Here is a 24,727-nt window from a genome sequence, read left to right on the forward strand (position 1 = left end):
AACATCAAAATGAAAGGGGGAGATATTATGGATGAAAGAATGGTCGATCAATCTGCACATAATGAAGAATCTGACTTCGAATTATCTTTACGACCTACTAAATTAAAGCAGTATATCGGTCAATCTTCTATTAAAAGTAATTTAGAAGTATTCATTAAAGCAGCTAAACTGAGAGAAGAACCTTTAGATCACGTTCTCTTATATGGTCCCCCAGGGTTAGGTAAAACAACATTATCTAATATTATAGCCAATGAAATGGACGTTAATATTAGAACAGTATCTGGACCTTCATTAGAACGTCCTGGAGATTTAGCAGCAATTTTATCTGGATTACAACCAGGAGATGTATTGTTCATTGATGAAATACATCGTTTAAGTAGTGTTGTTGAAGAAGTATTATATCCTGCGATGGAAGATTTTTTCTTAGATATTATTATAGGTAAAGGTGATGAAGCACGAAGTATTCGTATTGATTTACCACCTTTTACACTTGTTGGTGCTACAACACGAGCAGGCAGTTTAACTGGCCCTTTAAGAGATCGATTTGGCGTCCACTTACGATTGGAATATTATAATGAAGCAGATTTAAAAGAAATTATTATAAGAACTGCGGAAGTACTAGGAACTGGTATAGATGAAGAAAGTGCTATAGAATTAGCAAAACGTTCTAGAGGAACGCCACGTGTAGCGAATCGTTTATTAAAAAGAGTGAGAGACTTTCAACAAGTTAATGAAGATGATCAAATTTATATTGAAACTACGAAGCGCGCATTAAAACTATTACAAGTAGACGATTATGGTTTAGATTATATTGATCATAAGATGATGAATTGTATATTGAATCAATATAAAGGTGGTCCTGTTGGACTTGATACCATTGCCGTGTCAATTGGTGAAGAACGTGTAACTATTGAAGACGTTTATGAACCTTTCTTGATTCAAAAAGGTTTCTTAGAACGTACACCTCGAGGAAGAAAAGCGACACCGTTAGCGCATGAACATTTTGGCAATTCTAATGAAATGAGGGAGTAAGTTGAATATTGAAGATTTTGACTATGATTTACCTGAATCTCTAATCGCGCAAACACCTTTAAAAAATAGAGACCAAAGTAGATTGTTAGTATTAAATAGAAAAAATGGAAATATGGAACATCTACATTTTAAAGATGTTATTAATTATTTTAATCCTGGTGATACGTTAGTTTTAAACGATACTAGAGTAATGCCAGCAAGACTTTTTGGATTAAAAGAAGAAACTGGCGCTAAAGTTGAGATGCTTATGTTAACTCAAATTGAAGGTAATGACTGGGAAGTATTGTTAAAGCCGGCTAAACGTATTAAAGTTGGAAATCAATTGAACTTCGGTGATGGAAAAATAATCGCTGAATGTATTGAGGAGTTAGATCAAGGCGGTAGAATTATGCGCTTGCACTATGAGGGTATACTCCAAGAACGACTTGATGAACTAGGTGAGATGCCATTACCACCATATATTAAAGAAAGATTAGACGATCCTGATCGTTATCAAACTGTTTATGCTAAAGAAAGTGGATCTGCTGCAGCACCAACTGCAGGACTACATTTTACAGATGAACTTCTAGAGTCAATTAAAGCTAAAGGCGTGAATATCGCTTTTATTACATTACATGTTGGTCTTGGTACATTTAGACCAGTAAGTGTAGATAATATTGATGATCATGAGATGCATAGTGAATATTATCAAATGATGCAAGAAACTGCAGATTTATTAAATAAGACAAGAAAAAATGGTCATCGAATTATTTCAGTAGGTACGACATCAACCAGAACACTAGAGACAATACGCAGAGATCATTCGGAATTTGTTGAAAAAAGTGGTTGGACAGATATCTTTATCTATCCAGGTTTTGAATATAAAGCTATCGATGGCTTGATTACTAACTTCCATCTTCCTAAGTCAACGTTAGTAATGTTAGTGTCAGCGTTTAGTAGCAGAGAATATATTTTAAATGCATATCAAAAAGCTGTTGAAATGGAGTATAGATTCTTTAGTTTTGGAGATGCAATGTTAATTATATAAAAGAATGTGAGGATTATAAATATGCCTGCAGTAACATATGAACATATTAAAACTTGTAAACAATCAGGTGCACGTTTAGGAATTGTACATACACCACATGGTTCGTTTGAAACACCAATGTTTATGCCGGTTGGAACTAAAGCAACTGTTAAAACAATGAGTCCTGAAGAATTGCGTCAGATTGAGGCTAAGATCATTTTGGGAAATACATATCATTTGTGGTTGCAACCTGGAAATGATATTATCAAACACGCTGGGGGACTGCATAAATTCATGAATTGGAACGGACCCATTCTAACCGATTCTGGAGGATTTCAAGTATTTAGTTTAAGTAATCTACGTAAAATCTCAGAAGAAGGTGTCGAATTTAGACATCATACGAATGGTTCAAAATTATTTTTAAGTCCAGAGAAATCAATGGAAATACAAAATGATTTAGGTTCAGACATTATGATGGCATTTGATGAATGTCCACCTATGCCATCTGAATATAAGTATGTCAAAGATTCAATTGAGAGAACAACTCGTTGGGCAGAAAGATGTTTAAAAGCGCATGCCCGTCCTGAAGATCAAGCGTTGTTTGGCATTATTCAAGGTGGCGAATATAAAGATTTACGTGAACAAAGTGCGAAAGAGCTTGTTGAGTTAGATTTTCCTGGATATGCAATTGGTGGACTTTCAGTAGGAGAGCCTAAACCTGTAATGTACGAAATGGTTGAACATACTGAACAATTTATGCCGAAAGATAAACCTAGATATTTAATGGGTGTCGGATCTCCCGATGCATTAATCGAATGTAGTATCCGAGGCATGGATATGTTTGATTGTGTATTACCTACTCGTATTGCTAGAAATGGTACATGTATGACTTCTAATGGACGTTTAGTAATCAAAAATGCCAAGTTTGCGGATGATTTAAGACCATTAGATGAAAATTGTGATTGCTATACATGTAAAAATTATTCTAGAGCATACATTAGACACTTGATCAAAGCAGAAGAAACCTTTGGTATCCGTCTTACTACTATTCATAATTTACATTTTCTGCTAAAATTAATGGAAGATATTAGACAAGCCATTCGAGAAGATAGACTTTTAGACTTTAAAGCTGAATTCTTCGAACAGTATGGATTAAATGTAGATAACCCTAAAAACTTTTAAAGAGGAGAATGTAACATGCAATTTACATCATTGATATTACCGATCTTATTGTTGGTTCTAATGTATTTCTTCTTAATTAGACCACAACAAAAACGTGCCAAAGAGCATCGTGAAATGATTAGTCGTGTAGAAGCTGGTCAAAAAATCACTACAATTGGTGGTATTAAAGGTACAGTTAAAGCAGTTGATGAAACAACAGTAGTTGTTACTGTTAATGGTCACGGCACAGAAATGACTTTTGAAAAACCAGCTATTAAACAAGTAGACCCTTCATAGTAGTATGTTATTGAAGCCTGAGGCATTATTGTCTCAGGCTTCAATTATATTTACCTGTAGCTAAATAAACGTGACTAGATAACTTTAAGTTAAAATATATTCTTCTTTATCAAATTGAGAATTGTTTCCAGTAATTAAATAATGCTAGTGATGACTTAGTATCAGTATTTTTGTTATAGTTTTGTATTAATTTAATTGAAAAAGTTATCAATAATTTCACTATAAAGTGTAGTATGTTAATATAGATAGGTCATAGGAGTTATTCATTTGACTCCGACTTGCAAATATAAGGATTAATCGAGTATTCTAGTATCATAAGTAAATAATGAGGTGTTCATGTGAAGAAAAGTAGTAGATTGATTGCATTCTTACTACTGGTGATCCTTCTGTTCGCAGGTATGGGTCTTACATATAAGAATGTGATTAAGAATGTTAACTTAGGCCTTGATTTACAGGGTGGATTCGAAGTGCTTTATCAAGTTGATCCGTTACATAAAGGTGACAAAATTGATAAAAATGCGTTGCAATCTACAGCGCAAACACTAGAAAATCGTGTTAACGTTTTAGGTGTTTCTGAACCTAAAATCCAAGTTGAAGATCCAAATAGAATTAGGGTTCAACTTGCTGGTGTGAAAGATCAGAAAGAGGCAAGAAAGATTTTATCATCACAAGCTAATTTAACCATTCGTGATGCGGATGACAAAGTTAAATTAAGTGGTGCTGATATTAAACAAGGATCAGCGAAACAAGAATTTAAACAGAATACGAATGATCCTACAGTTACATTTAAAGTAAAAGATAAAAATAAATTTAAAAAAGTAACTGAAGAAATATCTAAAAAGCAAAATAATGTTATGGTCGTTTGGTTAGATTTCAAAAAAGGCGACAGCTATAAGAAAGAAACCGACAAGAAAGATCCTAAGTTTGTATCTGCGGCAAATGTTGATCAACCAATCAATTCAGATAGCGTAGAAATTTCTGGTGGATTCCATGGTCAAGAAGGCGTTAAAAAAGCAAAACAAATTGCTGAATTATTAAACGCAGGTTCTTTACCAGTAGATCTTAAAGAAATTTATTCAAACTCAGTTGGTGCTGAATTTGGTCAAGATGCACTTGATAAAACAATCTTTGCATCAGTTTTAGGTGTAGCAGTAATCTATCTATTTATGTTAGGTTTCTACAGATTACCAGGACTTGTAGCCATCATTGCATTAACAACATATATATATCTAACACTTGTAGCCTTTAACTTTATTTCAGGTGTACTTACACTACCTGGTTTAGCTGCCTTAGTGTTAGGTGTAGGTATGGCAGTAGATGCCAATATTATTATGTATGAACGGATTAAAGATGAGTTGAGAATTGGTAGGACACTTAAACAGGCATATTCTAAAGCCAATAAAAGTTCTTTCTTAACTATCTTTGACTCTAACTTAACAACCGTGATTGCTGCTGCAGTACTGTTCTTCTTTGGTGAAAGTTCAGTAAAAGGTTTCGCAACAATGTTGTTATTAGGTATTTTAATGATATTTGTAACTGCAGTGTTCTTATCTAGATTACTATTATCATTATTAGTTTATTCCAATTTATTTAAGAAAAAATATTGGTTATTTGGTGTTAAAAAATCAGATAGACATGATATTAGTGAAGGTAAAGATGTCCATGACTTAAAAACATCATTTGAAAAATGGAATTTCGTTAAACTAGCTAAGCCGTTAATTTCATTAAGTATTTTGATTGTAGTAGTAGGACTAGTTATTCTTTACATTTTCAAATTGAATTTAGGTATAGATTTCTCTGCTGGTACGCGAGTAGACTTACAATCTAAAGAATCACTTTCTCAATCTAAAGTTGAAAAAGTAGTGAAAGATGTTGGATTAGAACCAGATCAAATTCAAATAAATGGTTCAGGTAATAAAAATGCTACTGTTCAGTTTAAACAAGATTTATCACAAGCTAAAGATAATCAATTAAGTGATAAAATGAAATCTGAATTTGGTAACTCACCACAAATTAATACAGTTTCACCATTAATTGGACAAGAATTAGCTAAAAACGCAATGCTTGCGTTAGTATATGCAGCGCTGGGTATTATTATCTATGTATCATTACGTTTCGAATGGAGAATGGGATTATCCTCTGTCTTAGCTTTATTACACGACGTATTCATTATAGTCGCTGTGTTCAGTTTACTTCGATTAGAAGTTGATTTAACGTTTATCGCTGCTATCTTAACTATTGTTGGTTATTCTATTAACGATACCATCGTTACATTTGACCGAGTTCGGGAAAACTTGCATAAGATAAAAGTGATTACATCAACTGAACAAATTGATGACATCGTTAACAGATCAATTAGACAAACAATGACACGTTCTATTAATACAGTTTTAACAGTTGTTGTCGTTGTTGTTGCAATTCTATTATTTGGGGCACCAACAATCTTCAACTTCTCATTAGCTTTATTAATCGGTTTAATTTCAGGCGTGTTCTCTTCAATCTTTATAGCCGTCCCATTATGGGGAATTATGAAGAAACGTCAATTGAAAAAATCATCTAATCACAAATTAGTTGTATTTAAAGAGAAAAAATCAAATGACGAAAAAATCGTAGTTTAATAACCTAAAGGTTGAGCATTGATGTTGTAATGTCTTTAAAAGATTTTGCAGCAAAGTGCTCAACCTTTTTATTTTTTTCGATTTTCGATATAATGGCATTTGGAAATGAGGAAGGTTACTTATGATTAAATCTAAATATAATTGGAATTTGAATAACCCAACTGAATATATATCTGATAGTATTGCACAACGTTTAAAATTATCTCCTATTATCAAAAAGATATTAGAAAGTAAAAATATTATTGAAGAAGAAGATATACAACGTACTTTAAATGGCGTAGATATTAATCATGATAGTTCTTTACTTAGCGACATTGATAAAGCAATAGAACGTATAAATCAGGCAATTGATAAAAACGAGCGTATTTTAGTTTATGGCGATTATGATGCTGATGGTGTGACATCAACGACAATATTAGTACATACATTACAAAAATTAGGAGCCCAAGTTGGATGGTATATCCCGAACCGTTTTACAGAAGGTTATGGACCAAACGAATTGGCCTTTCAAAATGCATATGATGAAGGGGTTTCATTAATCATTACTGTGGATAATGGCATACAAGGGCATGCTGAAATTAAAATGGCTCAAGATTTAGGTGTAGATGTCATCGTCACTGATCACCACGAAATAGGCAGAACATTACCTGAAGCGTATGCAATCGTACACCCAATGCATCCAGAATTTGATTATCCTTTTAAATATTTGTGTGGTGCTGGTGTAGCCTATAAATTAGCACAAGCATTATTAGAAAATGTGCCTAATTATTTTAAAGCATATGCAGCTATAGGAACGATTGCAGATTTAGTATCTTTAACTGATGAAAATCGTTCGATTGTACAACATGGTTTAAAAGTTATGAATGATAGTTGTCCAGTACCCGTTAAAGCTTTACTAAATCAAGCTAGTTATAACGATGAAATTACCGAAGAAACAATAGGTTTTATTATAGGCCCTAGATTAAATGCAGTTGGACGCTTGGAAGATGCCTCTTTAGCTGCTGAATTATTAATGTCTGATAGCGAAGATGAAGCTGAATTTTTAGCAGAACAGGTTGAGCATTTCAACCAAGAGCGTAAAGATATCGTAGCTCAAATTACTGAAGAAGCATTGGCAATGGCTGAGAATTATGTTTCTCAAGGACATCAATTTCTACTATTAGCCAAAGAAGATTGGCATGAAGGCGTATTAGGGATTGTAGCTTCGAAAATAGTAGAGACATATAGTTTACCAACATTAATTTTAAATATTGATTATGAACAGAATCATGCCAAAGGTTCTGCTAGATCAATTGAACAAGTTTCTATGTTTGAAATTTTAAATGCACATCAAGATTTAATTAGTAAATTCGGTGGACACCATATGGCAGCTGGAATGACTATGGATATTGATAATGTAGAGGCATTACGAGATGGATTAAATGAATGGATGGCAAGACTAAGTGAAACGACCTCACTTGAACCTAGTAAAAAAATAGATGTGTTATTGGATGAATCCGATATTACGATCAAAAATATTAAAGACATTCAGAAATTAAGACCATTTGGCACAGATTTTAATTCACCATTATTTGAAATTCAAAATATGACTATTAATTCATTAAAGGCCATAGGTAAAGAACAAAATCATTTGAAGATGACGTTAGGTGATTCTACTTTACCAGCTTTATTTTGGCAAAATGGTGCATATGCAACACAATTAGATAACGGTCAAACGGTAAACTTAATAGGTAACTTGCAAATCAATGAATGGAATGGTAATCAAACGCCGCAGTTCATTGTTCAAGATATAGCTATGGATACAATGCAAATATTAGATTATCGAAGTAAAAGTAAGAACACAAATTTCTTAAATAATGATCAATCAACAGCTTTTGTCATTCATTCAAAAGTTCATAAATCAAATGACAATGAGTTCTACTATGGAGAAGTTATACCTGTTGAATATGATAAAATAGTATTTAGAGATTTACCGAATACACTTGATGAATTAAAAAGTACATTACAACAAACACAAATATCTCAAATTTATCTTGTATTTCAACATAAAATGTCTATTTATTTTGAAGGTATGCCAAGTATCAGTTTATTTAAACAATGTTATAAAGCATTAATTAATAAAAAGGAAACGAATTTAGCAACTGAAGGTATGATGTTGTGTGACTTTCTCAATATTAAAGCGAATTCATTAAAATTTATGCTAAAAGTATTTTTAGAATTAGGATTTATTAACGAAGATGATGGTATAATAACGATTGCGAGTCAACCAAGTAAACAAGATATTGAAACAAGTCAATTGTATCAGGCTAGATTGTCTAGAATAGAGGTCGAAAAGCTTTTATTATATGATGATTTCAATCATTTAAAATTATGGATTAAAACTCAATTGGGATATAGTAATTAGGAGGAAATAATAAGATGGATTTAAAACAATATGTTTCTGAGGTACAAGACTGGCCAAAACCAGGGGTTAGCTTTAAAGATATCACTACAATTATGGACAATGCTGAAGCATACGGCTATGCTACAGACCAAATTGTTGAATATGCAAGAGAAAAAGATGTTGACGTAGTTGTAGGACCAGAAGCACGAGGATTTATTATTGGTTGCCCAGTAGCTTATTCTATGGGCATAGGGTTCGCACCTGTACGTAAAGAAGGTAAATTACCTCGTGAAGTTATTAGATACGAATATAATTTAGAATATGGCACTAATGTTTTAACAATGCATAAAGATGCTATTAAACCTGGTCAACGTGTTTTAATTACGGACGATTTATTAGCGACAGGTGGGACAATTGAAGCGGCAATTAAACTCGTTGAAAAGTTAGGCGGTATCGTTGTAGGCATTGCTTTTATTATTGAATTGAAATATTTAAATGGAATTGAAAAGATAAAAGACTATGATGTGATGAGTTTAATTTCTTATGATGAATAATTTTCAAAACCAAATTAACTAATAAAAATAAGTCATGATGAGCTAGTTCTCAAAACTAATTAACAATAATGTTGTTAATACAGTTTAAATAGAGAACTAGTTTTTATTTACAAAAAAATAGTATTGATAGAGTTACAATCTAATTGTGATTCATTTATTTATTCCAAAAATTGTAGTATCATGTAACTAATATTTAATTTTAATTCATCAATGTTAGCTTATCAGAGACATTAAAATTTGATAAACTATATACAATTAAAATTGATTTCACATTGAAACATCTATCAATTTTGTAATAATACAGGGTGTATAAGCTAATAAAATGCTAATAAGTGTCTATAAACCTTCTAAAATAATGGGTGTAATACATAACGGAAGTAAATAAATTAAAACGTGTAATTATAATCAATGAGTGGGGTGTCATATATTGAACAACGAGTATCCTTATAGTGCTGACGAGGTACTTTACAAAGCAAAGTCCTATTTAAGTGAAAGTGAATATCAATATGTTTTAAAGAGTTATCATATTGCATATGAAGCTCACCAAGGACAATTTAGGAAGAATGGTTTGCCATATATCATGCATCCAATTCAAGTAGCTGGAATTCTAACTGAGATGCGTTTAGACGGACCCACAATCGTTGCAGGCTTTTTACATGATGTCATAGAAGATACAGCATATACATTTGATGATGTTAAAAATATGTTTAACGAGGAAGTAGCAAGAATCGTAGACGGTGTTACTAAACTTAAAAAAGTAAAATATCGTTCGAAAGAAGAACAACAAGCTGAAAATCATCGTAAATTATTTATAGCTATTGCTAAAGATGTCCGTGTTATTTTAGTTAAATTAGCTGACCGATTACATAATATGAGAACATTAAAAGCTATGCCAAGAGAGAAACAAATACGTATTTCTAAAGAAACGTTAGAAATATATGCACCTTTAGCACATAGACTTGGTATCAATACTATAAAATGGGAATTAGAAGACACGGCTTTAAGATATATTGATAGTGTGCAATATTTCCGTATTGTTAATTTGATGAAGAAAAAGAGAAGTGAACGTGAAGCTTATATTGACAATGCTATTGGCCAGATAGAAACTGAAATGGATAAAATGAATATTGTTGGCGAAATAAATGGTCGACCTAAACACATCTATAGTATTTATAGAAAAATGATGAAACAAAAAAAGCAGTTTGATCAAATATTTGATTTACTTGCTATCCGAATCATCGTTAATACAATCAATGATTGTTATGCGATATTAGGTTTGGTACATACATTATGGAAACCGATGCCAGGTCGTTTTAAAGACTATATTGCAATGCCGAAACAAAATATGTATCAATCTCTCCATACAACAGTTGTAGGTCCAAATGGGGATCCACTTGAAATTCAAATACGTACGTATGAAATGCATGAAATTGCAGAACATGGTGTAGCTGCGCACTGGGCTTATAAAGAAGGCAAAACTGTAAACGAAAAAACACAAGATTTCCAAAATAAATTAAATTGGTTAAAAGACTTAGCTGAAACAGATCATACGTCCTCAGATGCACAAGAATTTATGGAATCACTCAAATACGATTTACAAAGTGATAAAGTATATGCATTTACACCAGCGAGTGATGTCATAGAGTTACCGTATGGTGCTGTACCTATTGATTTTGCATATGCTATCCATAGTGAAGTAGGTAATAAAATGATAGGGGCTAAAGTCAACGGGAAAATAGTGCCTATTGACTATATATTACAAACCGGTGATATCATTGAAATAAGAACAAGTAAACATTCATACGGACCAAGTAGAGATTGGTTAAAAATCGTTAAATCATCTAGTGCGAAAAGTAAAATTAAAAGTTTCTTTAAAAAGCAAGATCGATCTTCAAATATTGAAAAAGGTAAATTTATGGTTGAAGCTGAAATTAAAGAGCAAGGTTTTAGAGTTGACGATATTCTTACCGAAAAAAATATCGATGTAGTGAATGAAAAATATCATTTTGCTAATGAAGATGATTTATATGCTGCTGTTGGTTTCGGTGGTGTTACGGCTATTCAAATCGTTAATAAGTTAACAGAGCGTCAAAGAATTTTGGATAAGCAAAAGGCTTTAAATGAAGCACAGGAAGTGACAAAATCAGTTCCAATCAAAGAAGATATTATTACTGATAGTGGTGTATACGTAGAAGGTTTAGAAAATGTACTGATTAAACTATCAAAATGTTGTAATCCTATACCTGGTGATGATATTGTAGGTTATATCACCAAAGGTCATGGTATAAAAGTACATAGAACCGATTGTCCTAATATAAAAAATGAGACAGAACGCTTAATATCGGTTGAATGGGTGAAATCTAAAGACTCAACACAACGTTATCAAGTCGATTTAGAAGTCACTGCATATGATCGTAATGGACTATTAAATGAAGTCCTACAAGCTGTAAATTCAACAGCAGGAAGTCTAATTAAAGTATCAGGTCGATCCGATATCGATAAAAATGCTGTCATTAATATTAGTGTCATGGTAAAAAATGTAAACGATGTATACCGTGTAGTTGAAAAAATCAAACAGTTAGGTGATGTATATACTGTTACAAGAGTTTGGAACTAGAACTTAAGAGGTGCAAAGAAAAATGAGAGTAGTTGTACAAAGAGTTTCAGAAGCTTCTGTTTCAAATAACAACATTCACAATGCTATTCAAAAAGGCTATTGTTTACTAGTAGGTGTCGGTAAAAATTCTACAGAAGCTGATGTACAAGCAGTAGCTAAAAAAATCGCGAATGCAAGATTATTTGAAGACGAAAATGACAAATTGAACTATAATATTCAACAAATTGAAGGAGAAATATTATCAATTTCTCAATTTACATTGTACGCCGATGTAAAAAAAGGTAATCGCCCTGGTTTTTCTGATTCAATGCCACCTGAGGCAGCAGATGAATTATATGAATCGTTTAACGAAGCACTTCGATCATATGGTTTGAATGTTAAAACAGGTGAATTTGGTACACATATGAATGTAGACATTCATAATGATGGTCCTGTAACAATCATTTATGAGAGTCAGGATGGCAAAATGATATGAATAAAGTAAATACATGGTTAACCAAACATGGTCTTATGAATCGACTTACATTGATCGTAGTTATTTGTTTCGTACTATTTCTCATATTATTATTTATGTTTTTAAATTATAATGATGAAGATAATGGTACAATCACGATAACAGAAAACGCAGAGTTGAGAACTGGACCTAATGCAGCTTATCCTGTTATTTATAAGATTGAAAAGGGAGATACTTTCGAGAAGATTGATAAATCTGGTAAGTGGATCGAAGTAAAGAATAAAGCTGGAGATGAAAAAGGTTGGGTTGCTGGTTGGCACACAAACTTAAATATCCATGCTGAGAATTCTAAGAAATCCGCTCCTTTAAAAGGTAAAACAATTGTACTTGATCCTGGTCACGGTGGACGTGATCAGGGTGCTTCAAGTAATACGTCCTCAAAGAGTTTAGAAAAAGTATATACATTAAAAACTGCTAAAGAGTTAAAGACTTTACTTGAAAAAGAAGGTGCTCATGTTAAAATGACGCGTTCTAATGATACATATGTGTCTTTGGATGATAGGAATATCAAAGGAGACGCTTTTATAAGCATACATAATGACTCACTAGATTCCCCAAATGCGAATGGTGTAACTGTGTATTGGTTACAAGATAATCAAGAAGCATTAGCACAAACGCTTAGCAGTAGCATCCAAAAGAAATCCCTCCTAACAAATAAAGAAGCCAGACAACAAAATTATCAAGTCTTGAGACAAACGAATATACCAGCAGTATTATTAGAACTTGGTTATATTAGTAATCCAACAGATGAAGGAATGGTACGAGACCAACTACATAGACAAGTTGTGGAGGAAGCTATCGTTGATGGCTTAAAACAATATTTCTCATCATAGAACTTGCAAATCAAATGAAAACTCGTTATCATTATAATTGAATTATAAATAGTAAACCGATTGTATTCTTGAAAGAATAAATGAAAGAGGTAGTATATTTTAATATACGTAGAAATGTAATCCATGAGGCTGAAAGATTACGCTGAGTAGTTTATTACTTTGAACACAAGAAGAGGTGCTTTATTCAAAAGTAAAGCCGGCTAACGTACGTTAAACGTTTTGAGTGGATTTGTGACGTTAATTATGTCCAAATCAATTAGGGTGGCAACACGGATTTTCGTCCCTTGTATAGTATTTAATGCTATGCAAGGGCTTTTTTATTCACATTTTTAAAATGAAAAAGAGATGAAAAGCCTTGAGTATTAGTAAAGGAGATAAAATATGATAAAAATTCCAAGAGGAACGCAAGATATATTACCAGAAGATTCAATCAAGTGGCGTTACATTGAAAATAAATTAGATCAATTAATGGAAATTTACAATTATCAAGAAATACGAACACCTATCTTTGAGAGTACTGAACTTTTTGCTAGAGGTGTTGGTGATTCTACAGATGTAGTTCAAAAGGAAATGTATACATTTAAGGATAAAGGCGATCGTAGTCTGACATTAAGACCAGAGGGTACTGCTAGTGTAGTTCGATCTTATATCGAACATAAAATGCAGGGAAATCCAAATCAACCAGTAAAGTTATATTATAATGGGCCAATGTTTAGATATGAACGTAAACAAAAAGGTAGATATCGTCAATTTAATCAATTTGGTGTTGAAGCTATTGGTTCTGAAAACCCAAGCATTGATGCTGAAATATTAGCGATGGTAATGCATATCTATCAATCATTTGGGCTAAAACACTTAAAATTAGTGATTAATAGTATTGGAGATAGTGATTCTCGTAAAGAATACAATAAAGCATTGGTTAAACACTTTGAACCAGTGATTGATAATTTCTGCCAAGATTGTCAGTCTAGACTACACACTAATCCGATGAGAATTTTAGATTGTAAAGTCGATAGAGACAAAGAAGCTGTCAAAAATGCACCACGTATTACGGACTTCTTAAACGAAGATTCTAAAGCATACTACGAACAAGTAAAACAACATTTAGATGATTTAGAAATTCCATATGTAGAAGATCCTAATCTTGTTCGTGGATTAGATTATTACACACATACTGCATTTGAATTAATGATGGATAATCCAAATTACGATGGTGCAATAACAACCTTGTGTGGTGGTGGTCGTTATAATGGTCTACTTGAACTGTTAGATGGACCTAGCCAAACAGGTATCGGTTTTGCATTAAGTATCGAAAGATTATTGTTAGCTTTAGAAGAAGAAGGTATTGAATTAGATATTAAAAATGACTTTGACCTATTTATCGTTACTATGGGAGAAAAAGCGGATCGTTATGCAGTTAAATTACTTAACGAATTACGTAAAAATGGCGTAAAAGCTGATAAAGATTATCTTAATAGAAAAATTAAAGGTCAAATGAAACAAGCAGATCGTCTAAATGCAAACTATACAATCGTAATTGGTGATCAAGAATTAGAAAACAATCAAATTGATATTAAAAATATGGAAACTGGTGAATCTGAATCAATTCAATTAGATCAAATAGTTGATTATTTTCACAAATAGAGAGGAAGTTTTGAAATGAGTAAAAGAACGACATACTGTGGTTTAGTCACAGAAGATTTATTAAATGAAAAAGTAACGTTAAAAGGTTGGGTACACAACAGACGTGACTTAGGCGGATTAATTTTCATCGATTTAAGAGATAGAGAAGGTATTGTACAAATTGTTTTTAATCCTGATTTTTCACAAGAAGCATTAAATATTGCTGAAACTGTAAGATCTGAATATATTGTTGAAGTTCAAGGTGTAGTAACTAAACGTGATGCTGAAACAGTTAATCCTAAAATTAAAACAGGGCAAGTAGAAGTGCAAGTTTCAAATATTGAAATTATCAATAAATCAGAAACACCACCATTTTCAATAAATGAAGAAAATACAAATGTAGATGAAAATATAAGATTAAAATATAGATATTTAGATTTACGTCGCCAAGAACTAGCACAAACATTCAAAATGAGACATCAAACAACACGTTCAATTCGACAATATTTAGATGACAATGGATTTTATGATATTGAAACGCCAGTATTAACTAAATCAACGCCAGAAGGTGCAAGAGACTATTTAGTACCTTCACGTGTTCATGATGGTGAATTTTATGCATTGCCACAATCACCACAATTATTTAAACAATTGCTAATGATTAGTGGATTTGATAAATACTATCAAATCGTTAAATGTTTCCGTGATGAAGACTTACGTGCTGATCGTCAACCAGAATTTACTCAAGTCGATATTGAAATGAGCTTTGTAGACCAAGAAGATGTTATGGCAATGGGTGAAGAAATGTTACGCAAAGTCGTTAAAGATGTAAAAGGTATCGATGTACCTGGTCCATTCCCACGAATGACTTATGCTGAAGCAATGAGTCGTTATGGTTCTGACAAACCTGATACACGTTTTGACATGGAATTGATTAACGTATCTCAATTAGGTCATGAAATGGACTTTAAAGTATTCAAAGATACAGTTGAAAATAATGGAGAAATTAAAGCAATCGTAGCTAAAGGTGCTGCAGATCAATATACACGTAAAGACATGGATGCGTTAACTGAATTTGTAAATATATATGGAGCTAAAGGTTTAGCATGGGTTAAGGTTACTGATGAAGGTTTAACTGGTCCAATTGCTCGCTTCTTTGAAGATAAAGATGCAGAACAATTAAAATCATTAACAGAGGCATCAGCTGGGGATTTAGTAATGTTTGTTGCTGATAAACCAGAAGTCGTAGCACAAAGTTTAGGCGCATTACGTATTAAACTAGCTAAAGAATTAGGCTTAATTGATGAATCTAAATTAAACTTCTTATGGGTAACAGATTGGCCATTATTAGAATATGATGATGAAAGTAAACGCTATGTAGCTGCACATCATCCATTCACATCACCTAAAAAAGAAGATATTGATAAATTAGATTCAGAGCCTGAAAATGCACAAGCGAATGCCTATGATATCGTATTAAATGGTTATGAATTAGGTGGGGGCTCAATCAGAATGCATAATGGTGAATTACAAGAAAAAATGTTTGAAGTACTAGGATTTACTAAAGAACAAGCACAAGAACAATTTGGTTTCTTATTAGATGCGTTCAAATATGGTGCACCACCACATGGCGGTATCGCATTAGGATTAGATAGATTAGTTATGTTATTAACTAATCGTACAAACTTAAGAGATACAATTGCATTCCCTAAAACTGCATCAGCTACTTGTTTGTTAACTGATGCGCCAGGTGAAGTTTCTGAAAAACAATTAGAAGAATTATCGTTAAGAATTAGACATTAATTAACTCGTAACTTTAATTTCTTGCGATTATGTCTAAATGTTGTCTGAATAAAAAGGAATTAAAATATACAAAGTTGTTTAATTCCTTTCTTTCGAAGTTTATGGTATTATAATGACATAAGATAGTCATCTGTGATGTTCGTATGTTTGCTTTTTATTTGGGCCTAACACTCTTTGATCAGGGAGCCCAATAGGTTTTCATGCAGCGCACACGCCTCAATAGGAGGACTTGCAAAACATGAAACAGGGCACCCACCTGTATATAGCAGGCCGAATGATCAAGCTATTTATAACTACGGCATCTACGGACTCTATCGGTACGCAAGACTTAGGTCTTGCGTATTTTTATTTTTAAATTAAAATAATACTTAAAATACATATTGATTTGGATTGTTTAGTTAAAGGAGATTAAAATGAAACATCAATTTTCTAGAAATGAGTTAGCAATCGGACAAGAGGGACTTGATTTATTAAAAAATAAAACTGTAGCTGTGTTAGGTGTCGGTGGCGTTGGATCTTTTGCTGCTGAAGCATTAGCTAGAACGAATATAGGTCATATCATTTTAATAGATAAAGACGATGTTGATATTACAAATGTTAACCGTCAAATCCATGCCTTAACTTCTACTATCGGACAAAGTAAAGTGACGTTAATGGAAGAAAGAATAAAACAAATTAATCCAGACTGTAAAGTAACGCCATTACATATGTTTTATACTGAAGAGACATACGAAGAGATATTTAATAACTATGATATTGATTATTTTATCGATGCGAGTGATACCATTATTTATAAAGTACATTTAATGAAAGAATGCTTAGAACGTGGTATCGATATGATTTCCAGTATGGGGGCAGCTAATAAAATAGATCCTACTCGATTCCAAATTGCTGATATCTCAAAAACGCATACTGATCCAATGGCTAAGGTCATTCGTAATAGATTAAAACGTGTAGGTATTCGAAAAGGGGTTAAAGTTGTATTTTCAGATGAAAGTCCAATTGTAATTAGAGAAGATGTAAAAGAAACAGTAGGCGACAAAAATGCTATTAATAGAAAAGGACAAATGCCACCATCTTCCAATGCATATGTACCAAGTGTAGTTGGATTAATTTGTTCAAGTTATGTCATCAATGATATTCTAAAAGACATTCCGATTCGTCGTATTAAAGATAAAGGCCAATAATTAAGTTTTAAAAAAAAGATAGCTTGTCTATAATGTAATTGCTACATATAGGCAAGCTATCTTTTAATTTATTTAGACTTATTCAATAGATTCTCATAAATGGTTTTAAATTGTTGTTCACTTTTAGATGTCGTTTTAGGTTCATAATATATTCGATTTTTAAGTATATCAGGTAAATATTGTTGAACTACATGACCATTGTCATAATTGTGTGGATATTTATAACCAATAGCACGGCCTAATTCTTTAGCACCAGCATAGTGGCCATCTTTTAAATAGTCCGGTATTTGTCCTACTTTGCCTTGTCTTATGTCACTTAATGCTTTATCAATAGCTGAAATGCCTGAATTCGATTTAGGTGATAAGCATAATTCAATAACTGCTTGGCTTAATGGAATTCGTGCTTCAGGAAAACCTAATCTTTCAGCAGATTGAATTGCAGCTAAAGTACGTTGTCCTGCATTTGGTGAAGCTAAACCTACATCCTCATAACTAATTACGAGTAATCGTCTGACTATTGTTGGTAAATCACCAGCTTCTATCAATCTGGCTAGATAATGCAGTGCTGCATTGACATCACTGCCTCGAATAGACTTTTGAAAAGCACTCATGACATCATAATGCATATCTCCATCTTTATCACTAACGAATGCCCCTTTTTGCAAGCAATCTTTAGCATCTTGCAATGTAATGTGACGTTGCCCATCTTCTTCAGATGCACTTAAAACTGCAAGTTCTAAAGCATTTAAAGCACTTCTAACATCACCTTGACTCTGAGTTGAGAAATAAGTCATAGCATCATCATCAACTTTAGGTGAATATGCATTAAGACCTCGATCTTCGTCTTCTAAAGCACGATTAAGTGCTAATCTAATATCGTCATTATCCAAAGGAAACAATTCAAAAATTTGAGCTCTTGACCGAATAGCTGGGTTAATTGCATGATAAGGATTAGAAGTTGTTGCACCAATTAAGACAATTTTTCCATTTTCTAAATGGGGCAATAAAAAGTCTTGTTTCGCTTTATCTAATCGGTGAATTTCATCTAATAACAAAATCACTTGTCCAGACATTTTTGCTTCATCGACTACCATTTGCATATCTTTTTTTGTATTCGTTACAGCATTGAGTTGTCTAAATTTATATTGAGTACTACCTGCAATGGCTTTAGCAATACTTGTTTTACCTATACCAGGTGGCCCATAAAATATCATAGAAGAAAGTCTTTTAGTTTCTACCATTCTTCTAATAATACCTTTTGGACCAACCAAATGTTGTTGTGAAATGATTTCATCTATATTTATTGGTCTCATCCTAGACGCTAAAGGTTCAGTATTCACATTTGTCACACCTTTCTTATATTATCTTAACGTAAAAAATGATAGAATGGGAATATATAATTCGAATTAAGTGAGGTTATACAATGAAAATATCAACAAAAGGGAGATATGGCTTAACTTTAATGATTTCTCTTGCTAAAAGAGAAGGCCAGGGTTGCGTATCATTAAAAACAATAGCTGAAGAAAATAATTTAAGTGATTTATATTTAGAACAACTTGTTGGACCCTTAAGAAATGCTGGATTAATTCGAAGCGTTCGAGGCGCAAAAGGTGGGTACCAATTAAGATTACCTGCTGAAGAAATTACAGCTGGTGATATTATCAGATTATTAGAAGGACCCATTACCTTCGTAGAAAGTATCGAGTCAGAACCACCTGCTCAAAAACAATTATGGTTAAGAATGAGAGATGCAGTCAGAGACGTACTCGACAACACAACACTACAATACCTAGCAGAATACAAAGAAACAGACCAAAACCTAGACGGATACATGTTTTATATATAGGGACCCAGCAAAGAGAAATTGGGAATCCAATTTCAACAAGCAATGCAAGTTGGGCAAGGGCCCCAACATTGAAAAATTGGTTCCCCAATTTTTACGGACCATGCAAGTTGGGCGGCCCCTTCATAGAGGTTTTCGAAAAGAAAACCTACAAACAATGTAGGAAGGGCAAGGGACCCAACATTGAAAAATTGGTTCCCCAACTTTTACGGACCATGCAAGTTGGGCGGCCCCTTTATAGAGGTTTTATACAAAAGGATTATAAATTTATGAAAAAGTATGGATTAATTTCCATATTTTTTTAATTTAATAGATTGATTAGTTTACCTACTCAAATCCTACAATCAAGCGTTTGATACGTGCGATACGTAAATTCTAAATTGCTTTTAGTACAAAGTTTCTAAATTTTATTTGATACATATGTTTAGTTCCTTGACCAAGTGGTATGAATAGAATATACATCATAACAATTGTTGAATTAATCTTATTCATAAAGTGATTGATGTAATAAAGTTAAAATTAAAGTTTTAACAAATACAAATTAGTTTTAAATCTGAAAGGAGCTTATATTTATGGGATTCATGGATAAAGCAAAAGACGCAGCAGAAAAATTCAAAAACAGTGATAATGAGCAAGTAAACAAAGCTAAAGATACAATTAACGAGTATACTGATACTGGTAAAGGCGACAAAGATAAAAAAGAAGATAAAGACGATAAATAATCGTTTTCTTATAAGTAAAGGGGTAGTGCAATAGCGCTACCTCTTTTTTTTATATATTAAAAATACTGAAACGCCAATATCACGTTTCAGTATAATTGAATTAAATAAATTATAGTGTATCGATAATATGTTTGAATTTTTGATATGACTCATGTTGCTTTTGTTGATCAAAAATATAGCTTACACCCATGATTTCATCGATATCTCCATAATAATCAATAAAATCTTTAATTTTTTGTTTAACTGTACTTTCAGAACCAATCATTGATGAGTTGATTCGTTGCTTCGCCATCTCCAATTCCCTAGGCGTTAACACTTGATCTAATTTATCTGTTGGTGGTTGTACTGGTTGCATTTTGCCTCTTGTAATACTTACCATTACTTGAGCCATTGAACTAGCTAAATATTCTGCTTCTTCATCAGTGTCTGCAACGATAACATTTAAGCCTATAATAACATAAGGTTCACTTAATACCTCTGAAGGTTCAAATAACTCTTTATATATTTGTATGGCTTCTTTCATTTGTTGTGGTGCAAAATGTCCAGCAAAAACATATGGTAAACCTCTTCTAGCAGCCACATGTGCCGAATCAGTTGAAGAACCTAATATATATAACGGAACTTGTTTATTCACAGCTGGATAGGCACGTACATAACTTTGTTGATTTGCAGGTCCAAAATATTGTTGTAATTGATCTACTTCATCTGGAAATTGATAAACACCATTATGTTGGTCTCTACGCAATGCACTTGCAGTCATCATATCTGTACCTGGTGCTCTTCCTAAACCTAAATCTACTCGATTAGGAAATAAAGTAGCCATTGTACCAAATTGTTCTGCTACTATAAGAGGGGCGTGATTTGGCAACATTATTCCACCAGAACCAACTTTAATCGTTTTTGTATGTTCTAGAGTATGTTGAACTAATAATGCAGTCGCAGAACTTACTAAATTAGGTGCATTATGGTGCTCGGCAATCCAATATCTTTCATAACCTACTTGTTCTAAATGTTGTGCTAAATCAATCATGTCATTTAAAGCGTCGCTATCATCTTGTCCTTCTCTAATAGGTACTAAATTTAATGCTGATACTTTAAGTTTATTCATAGCAAAATTTCCTCCATAGTAAAAATAGTATATGAAGTATAACAATGATTACTACAATAAAATATTAAATTGCTCATTACACATAACAAAACTACTATTCAATTTATGACAAAATGCTAGTTAAGTATATAATTCAAGATTTAGACTAATACATATTATCAACTATAGCAATAAAATGTTAAAATTATACTAACTATATTTGTCAAACAGATAGGTAGAAAAATACGTTTCTAGGTGCTATTATAGGAACATTGATAATTTTGTGAGGAGTGTCAAACATGGAAGTTTATGCAGATTATGCTGCAACAACACCAGTTAAATCTGAAGTTGTAGAGGTGATGATGGATATATACCAATCACATTATGGTAACCCATCTTCAATACATTCAATTGGAAGAGACGCACGTAAATATTTAGATGAATCTCGTAGAACTGTGGCTAAATGTTTAGGAGCTAAACCATCAGAAGTCATCTTTACTAGTGGTGCTACTGAATCTAACAATACAGCGATAAAAGGTTTAGTTAAAGCTAATGAACATATTGGAAATCATTTAATCACTACTAAAATAGAACATCATTCTGTATTGCATGTGTTTGAGCAATTAGAACGTGAAGGTTATGATGTAACATACCTAGATGTAGATGATACGGGTGCTATTGATTTAGATCAATTAGAAGAAGTTATTACAGATAAAACGATTCTTGTTTCTATCATGTTTGTGAACAATGAGGTCGGAACGGTTCAACAAATGTATGATATTGAAGATATTGTTACCTCAACGAATGCATTATTCCATGTTGATGCAGTGCAAGCCATTGGTCATTTAGATATAGATTTTGATGATTTTAAATTTGACACAATGAGCGTCACTGGTCATAAATTTGGCGGTCCTAAGGGCGTTGGTGCCTTACTGGTAAGAGAAAATACACCAATCCAATTTACTCAACTTGGTGGTGAACAAGAAACAAAACGTCGTGCAGGAACAGAAAACTTAGCCCAGATTGTTGGCTTTGCTAAGGCGATTGAATTAGCTCAACAACATAGGGATGAAAATAATATACATTTAATGAATTTAAAAGAATTATTTTTAGTGAGTTTGCAAGAACGTGCTATTCCATTTGAGCTTAATGGTTCAATGGTCGATACAACAGGTCATATCATTAATTTATATTTTCCATTTATTGATGTGGAAACAATGTTAACACTGCTCGATTTAAGTCAAATCTATGTATCTTCTGGTTCTGCTTGTACAGCGGGATCAACGACACCTTCACATGTGTTAGCAGCTATGTATGAAGATGAAGAAAGAGCTAAACATTCAGTGAGATTTAGTTTTAATGAAATGACTACAGAACAAGAAGTTAAATATATAGTTGCAGAAATTCATAAAATATATCATAAATTTAAGGAGGAATAGTCGTGACAAATCAAGATACGCGTGTAGTCGTAGGTATGTCAGGTGGTGTCGATAGTTCAGTAACAGCCCATCTATTAAAAGAGCAAGGCTATGATGTGATTGGCATTTTTATGAAAAATTGGGATGATACTGATGAAAACGGCGTTTGTACAGCTACAGAAGATTATAATGATGTTATAGCTGTTTGTAACCAAATTGGTATTCCATATTACGCAGTTAACTTCGAACAAGAATATTGGGATAAGGTATTTACTTACTTTCTAGACGAATATAAAAAAGGTCGTACACCAAATCCAGACGTCATGTGTAATAAAGAAATTAAATTTAAAGCATTTTTAGAACATGCTTTAAAATTAGGTGCTGATTACGTAGCAACAGGACATTATGCACGTATCAGAAGACATGAAGACGGTCATGTTGAAATGTTGAGAGGCATTGATAACAATAAAGACCAAACGTATTTTTTAAATCAACTTTCACAACAGCAACTTTCTAAAGTCATGTTCCCAATTGGTGATATTGACAAAAAACGTGTTCGTCAAATTGCTGAAGAACAGGATCTAGCTACAGCTAAGAAAAAAGATTCAACAGGTATTTGCTTTATTGGAGAAAGAAACTTTAAGACGTTTTTATCACAATATCTCCCAGCACAATCAGGTGATATGGTCACACTTGATGGTAAAAAAATGGGTGTGCATAGTGGCTTAATGTATTACACAATCGGCCAAAGACATGGTTTAGGTATTGGTGGAGATGGAGATCCATGGTTTGTAGTAGGTAAAAATTTAGAAGATAATGTGTTATATGTTGAACAAGGATTCCATCATGACGCATTATATAGTGACTATTTAATTGCCTCAGATGTATCATTTGTAAATGAACAAGATGTTGATTTAGAGAAAGGCTTTTATTGTACTGCTAAATTTAGATATCGCCAAAAAGATACTAAAGTTTTTGTTCAAAGAGAGAATAATGAAGCAATCAGAGTCACATTTGATGAACCAGTTAGAGCGATTACACCTGGTCAAGCAGTTGTGTTTTATAATGATGAGGTATGTCTTGGAGGCGCAACTATTGATGACGTTTATAAAAATTCTGGTCAATTAAGCTATGTAGTATAAAGTTTTGCCGTTAATTCATGGACGTGGTTTTAGGATTAACGGCAATTTTTTTAATTATATATACAAATAGTATGTACGTTACTTAGTATACTTTTAAAAATTCATACATATCATGATAAAATATATTTAAACTAATTTTGAACGGTAATTATCAGTTTTAACTAAGAAAGAACCAATAGTTATTTAACGATGATATAAGGAGTTGTCTCATTAAATATGATTGATCAAAAAACGATATATCAATTTATCAAAGAGGGTCAGTTAGAAGAAGCGTTAAAGGCTTTATTTGATAATATTGAAGAAGACCCAACAGTCACAGAAAATTATATTAATGCTGGAATAGTATTAGCAGATGCAGTCGAAATTGAAAAATCTGAACGCTTTTTCCAAAAAGCGATAACAATTGACCCTGAAAATGGCGCCATTTATTATAATTTAGGAAATGTCTATTATAATCAAGATCGATTTAAAGAAGCGATTAAATTATATCAACAAGCCATGAAGTACAATATAGAACCAGTTGATTGCAATTACATGATAGGAATGTCTTTTAACCAATTAAATGCGCATAAAGAAGCATTACCATTTTTAATGACTGCAGCAGAAAAAGATCACCAACAAGATACAGAAGTACAGTTTCAATATGGGTTGGTATTATGTCAATTAGAAATGTTTGATCAAGCTATTAAACAATTAAAAAAAGTACTATCAATCGATTCAAATCATGTTGACGCAATATATAACTTAGGACTTGCTACATATATGAAAAATGAGGACGTAGATGAAGCAATCGAATATTTCAACCAAGCGATTAAGATTGATTCTGGTCACTTATTGAGTCAACACGCATTAAAAACGTTTACAGCAATTAAAGAAGAGGAGTAATA

Annotated in this window: 20 protein-coding genes and 1 other RNA gene; 19 read left to right on the forward strand and 2 right to left on the reverse strand. The window is 32.6% G+C overall.

The window, feature by feature from the left end:
- Positions 1–27: 27 nt before the first annotated feature.
- The 14 genes from ruvB (at position 28) to P7F85_RS05925 (ending at position 17,628) form a co-directional block, all read left to right on the forward strand.
- Complete coding sequence (ruvB, locus tag P7F85_RS05860; RefSeq protein WP_002467511.1) at positions 28–1,032, forward strand: Holliday junction branch migration DNA helicase RuvB; 1,005 nt, start codon at positions 28–30, stop codon at positions 1,030–1,032.
- 1 nt (position 1,033) lies between these two features.
- Positions 1,034–2,059 (forward strand): tRNA preQ1(34) S-adenosylmethionine ribosyltransferase-isomerase QueA, encoded by a 1,026-nt coding sequence (gene queA, locus P7F85_RS05865; protein ID WP_002467507.1) that lies wholly within the window; start codon positions 1,034–1,036, stop codon positions 2,057–2,059.
- Positions 2,060–2,080: 21 nt separating this feature from the next.
- Positions 2,081–3,220 (forward strand): tRNA guanosine(34) transglycosylase Tgt, encoded by a 1,140-nt coding sequence (tgt, locus tag P7F85_RS05870; RefSeq protein WP_002451802.1) that lies wholly within the window; start codon positions 2,081–2,083, stop codon positions 3,218–3,220.
- A 15-nt stretch (positions 3,221–3,235) separates the two neighbouring features.
- On the forward strand, positions 3,236–3,496 hold the full coding sequence (yajC, locus tag P7F85_RS05875; RefSeq protein ID WP_002451803.1) for a preprotein translocase subunit YajC: 261 nt from the start codon (positions 3,236–3,238) through the stop codon (positions 3,494–3,496).
- 338 nt (positions 3,497–3,834) lie between these two features.
- Positions 3,835–6,114, forward strand: coding sequence for a protein translocase subunit SecDF (gene secDF, locus P7F85_RS05880; protein ID WP_046464399.1), 2,280 nt, complete (start codon positions 3,835–3,837; stop codon positions 6,112–6,114).
- Positions 6,115–6,235: 121 nt separating this feature from the next.
- Positions 6,236–8,518 carry a single-stranded-DNA-specific exonuclease RecJ gene (gene recJ, locus P7F85_RS05885; RefSeq protein WP_015364936.1) on the forward strand — a complete coding sequence of 761 codons (2,283 nt, stop codon included), beginning with the start codon at positions 6,236–6,238 and terminating at the stop codon, positions 8,516–8,518.
- A 14-nt stretch (positions 8,519–8,532) separates the two neighbouring features.
- Positions 8,533–9,051, forward strand: coding sequence for an adenine phosphoribosyltransferase (locus tag P7F85_RS05890; protein WP_447158577.1), 519 nt, complete (start codon positions 8,533–8,535; stop codon positions 9,049–9,051).
- A gap of 427 nt (positions 9,052–9,478) precedes the next feature.
- Positions 9,479–11,668 (forward strand): RelA/SpoT family protein, encoded by a 2,190-nt coding sequence (locus P7F85_RS05895; RefSeq protein WP_002467515.1) that lies wholly within the window; start codon positions 9,479–9,481, stop codon positions 11,666–11,668.
- A 22-nt stretch (positions 11,669–11,690) separates the two neighbouring features.
- Entirely contained in the window at positions 11,691–12,143 is a 453-nt protein-coding gene (dtd, locus tag P7F85_RS05900; protein WP_002467513.1) for a D-aminoacyl-tRNA deacylase, read from the forward strand.
- Positions 12,140–13,015, forward strand: a complete 876-nt coding sequence (locus P7F85_RS05905; protein ID WP_002467524.1) for an N-acetylmuramoyl-L-alanine amidase — start codon at positions 12,140–12,142, stop codon at positions 13,013–13,015. The genes dtd and P7F85_RS05905 overlap by 4 nt, the downstream gene beginning before the upstream one ends.
- A 381-nt stretch (positions 13,016–13,396) precedes the next feature.
- On the forward strand, positions 13,397–14,659 hold the full coding sequence (hisS, locus tag P7F85_RS05910) for a histidine--tRNA ligase (protein ID WP_002467521.1): 1,263 nt from the start codon (positions 13,397–13,399) through the stop codon (positions 14,657–14,659).
- Between the two features lie 15 nt (positions 14,660–14,674).
- Positions 14,675–16,441: an aspartate--tRNA ligase gene (gene aspS, locus P7F85_RS05915; RefSeq protein WP_002467516.1), complete on the forward strand. Its 1,767-nt coding sequence runs from the start codon at positions 14,675–14,677 to the stop codon at positions 16,439–16,441.
- A 124-nt stretch (positions 16,442–16,565) separates the two neighbouring features.
- Positions 16,566–16,756, forward strand: a non-coding RNA gene (ssrS, locus tag P7F85_RS05920) — 6S RNA.
- A gap of 98 nt (positions 16,757–16,854) precedes the next feature.
- The gene (locus P7F85_RS05925) at positions 16,855–17,628 is read left to right on the forward strand and encodes a tRNA threonylcarbamoyladenosine dehydratase (RefSeq protein ID WP_015364938.1); all 774 of its coding nucleotides are present in this window, start codon (positions 16,855–16,857) and stop codon (positions 17,626–17,628) included.
- A 68-nt stretch (positions 17,629–17,696) separates the two neighbouring features.
- Here the strand turns inward: P7F85_RS05925 and P7F85_RS05930 are convergent, their stop codons facing one another.
- Positions 17,697–18,968, reverse strand: coding sequence for a replication-associated recombination protein A (locus P7F85_RS05930; protein ID WP_002467523.1), 1,272 nt, complete (start codon positions 18,966–18,968; stop codon positions 17,697–17,699).
- An 83-nt stretch (positions 18,969–19,051) separates the two neighbouring features.
- On the opposite strand from P7F85_RS05930, the gene cymR reads away from it, so the two are divergent.
- Together cymR and P7F85_RS05940 are read left to right on the forward strand one after the other, a co-directional pair.
- Positions 19,052–19,474, forward strand: coding sequence for a cysteine metabolism transcriptional regulator CymR (gene cymR, locus P7F85_RS05935; protein ID WP_002467514.1), 423 nt, complete (start codon positions 19,052–19,054; stop codon positions 19,472–19,474).
- A 569-nt stretch (positions 19,475–20,043) separates the two neighbouring features.
- Positions 20,044–20,193 (forward strand): SAS049 family protein, encoded by a 150-nt coding sequence (locus tag P7F85_RS05940; RefSeq protein WP_002451815.1) that lies wholly within the window; start codon positions 20,044–20,046, stop codon positions 20,191–20,193.
- Between the two features lie 109 nt (positions 20,194–20,302).
- Here P7F85_RS05940 and P7F85_RS05945 read toward each other — a convergent pair whose 3' ends face one another.
- On the reverse strand, positions 20,303–21,301 hold the full coding sequence (locus P7F85_RS05945; RefSeq protein ID WP_015364940.1) for an LLM class flavin-dependent oxidoreductase: 999 nt from the start codon (positions 21,299–21,301) through the stop codon (positions 20,303–20,305).
- Between the two features lie 278 nt (positions 21,302–21,579).
- On the opposite strand from P7F85_RS05945, the gene P7F85_RS05950 reads away from it, so the two are divergent.
- From P7F85_RS05950 to P7F85_RS05960, 3 genes are all read left to right on the forward strand, one after another.
- Positions 21,580–22,719 carry a cysteine desulfurase family protein gene (locus tag P7F85_RS05950; protein WP_015364941.1) on the forward strand — a complete coding sequence of 380 codons (1,140 nt, stop codon included), beginning with the start codon at positions 21,580–21,582 and terminating at the stop codon, positions 22,717–22,719.
- A 2-nt stretch (positions 22,720–22,721) separates the two neighbouring features.
- Positions 22,722–23,840: a tRNA 2-thiouridine(34) synthase MnmA gene (mnmA, locus tag P7F85_RS05955; RefSeq protein WP_015364942.1), complete on the forward strand. Its 1,119-nt coding sequence runs from the start codon at positions 22,722–22,724 to the stop codon at positions 23,838–23,840.
- Positions 23,841–24,056: 216 nt separating this feature from the next.
- A complete protein-coding gene (locus tag P7F85_RS05960; RefSeq protein WP_046464398.1) occupies positions 24,057–24,725 on the forward strand; it encodes a tetratricopeptide repeat protein in 669 nt (222 codons plus the stop codon).
- Positions 24,726–24,727: the final 2 nt, after the last annotated feature.

The organism is Staphylococcus sp. aM (assembly GCF_052975125.1).

Excerpts from the sequence above, each read along its gene's own strand:
- ruvB (WP_002467511.1), top strand. The coding sequence starts at position 28 with ATGGATGAAAGAATGGTCGATCAATCTGCACATAATGAAGAATCTGAC.
- tgt (WP_002451802.1), top strand. The coding sequence starts at position 2,081 with ATGCCTGCAGTAACATATGAACATATTAAAACTTGTAAACAATCAGGT.
- yajC (WP_002451803.1), top strand. The coding sequence starts at position 3,236 with ATGCAATTTACATCATTGATATTACCGATCTTATTGTTGGTTCTAATG.
- recJ (WP_015364936.1), top strand. The coding sequence starts at position 6,236 with ATGATTAAATCTAAATATAATTGGAATTTGAATAACCCAACTGAATAT.
- P7F85_RS05890 (WP_447158577.1), top strand. The coding sequence starts at position 8,533 with ATGGATTTAAAACAATATGTTTCTGAGGTACAAGACTGGCCAAAACCA.
- dtd (WP_002467513.1), top strand. The coding sequence starts at position 11,691 with ATGAGAGTAGTTGTACAAAGAGTTTCAGAAGCTTCTGTTTCAAATAAC.
- P7F85_RS05905 (WP_002467524.1), top strand. The coding sequence starts at position 12,140 with ATGAATAAAGTAAATACATGGTTAACCAAACATGGTCTTATGAATCGA.
- hisS (WP_002467521.1), top strand. The coding sequence starts at position 13,397 with ATGATAAAAATTCCAAGAGGAACGCAAGATATATTACCAGAAGATTCA.
- aspS (WP_002467516.1), top strand. The coding sequence starts at position 14,675 with ATGAGTAAAAGAACGACATACTGTGGTTTAGTCACAGAAGATTTATTA.
- P7F85_RS05925 (WP_015364938.1), top strand. The coding sequence starts at position 16,855 with ATGAAACATCAATTTTCTAGAAATGAGTTAGCAATCGGACAAGAGGGA.
- cymR (WP_002467514.1), top strand. The coding sequence starts at position 19,052 with ATGAAAATATCAACAAAAGGGAGATATGGCTTAACTTTAATGATTTCT.
- P7F85_RS05940 (WP_002451815.1), top strand. The coding sequence starts at position 20,044 with ATGGGATTCATGGATAAAGCAAAAGACGCAGCAGAAAAATTCAAAAAC.
- P7F85_RS05945 (WP_015364940.1), bottom strand. The coding sequence starts at position 21,301 with ATGAATAAACTTAAAGTATCAGCATTAAATTTAGTACCTATTAGAGAA.
- P7F85_RS05950 (WP_015364941.1), top strand. The coding sequence starts at position 21,580 with ATGGAAGTTTATGCAGATTATGCTGCAACAACACCAGTTAAATCTGAA.
- P7F85_RS05960 (WP_046464398.1), top strand. The coding sequence starts at position 24,057 with ATGATTGATCAAAAAACGATATATCAATTTATCAAAGAGGGTCAGTTA.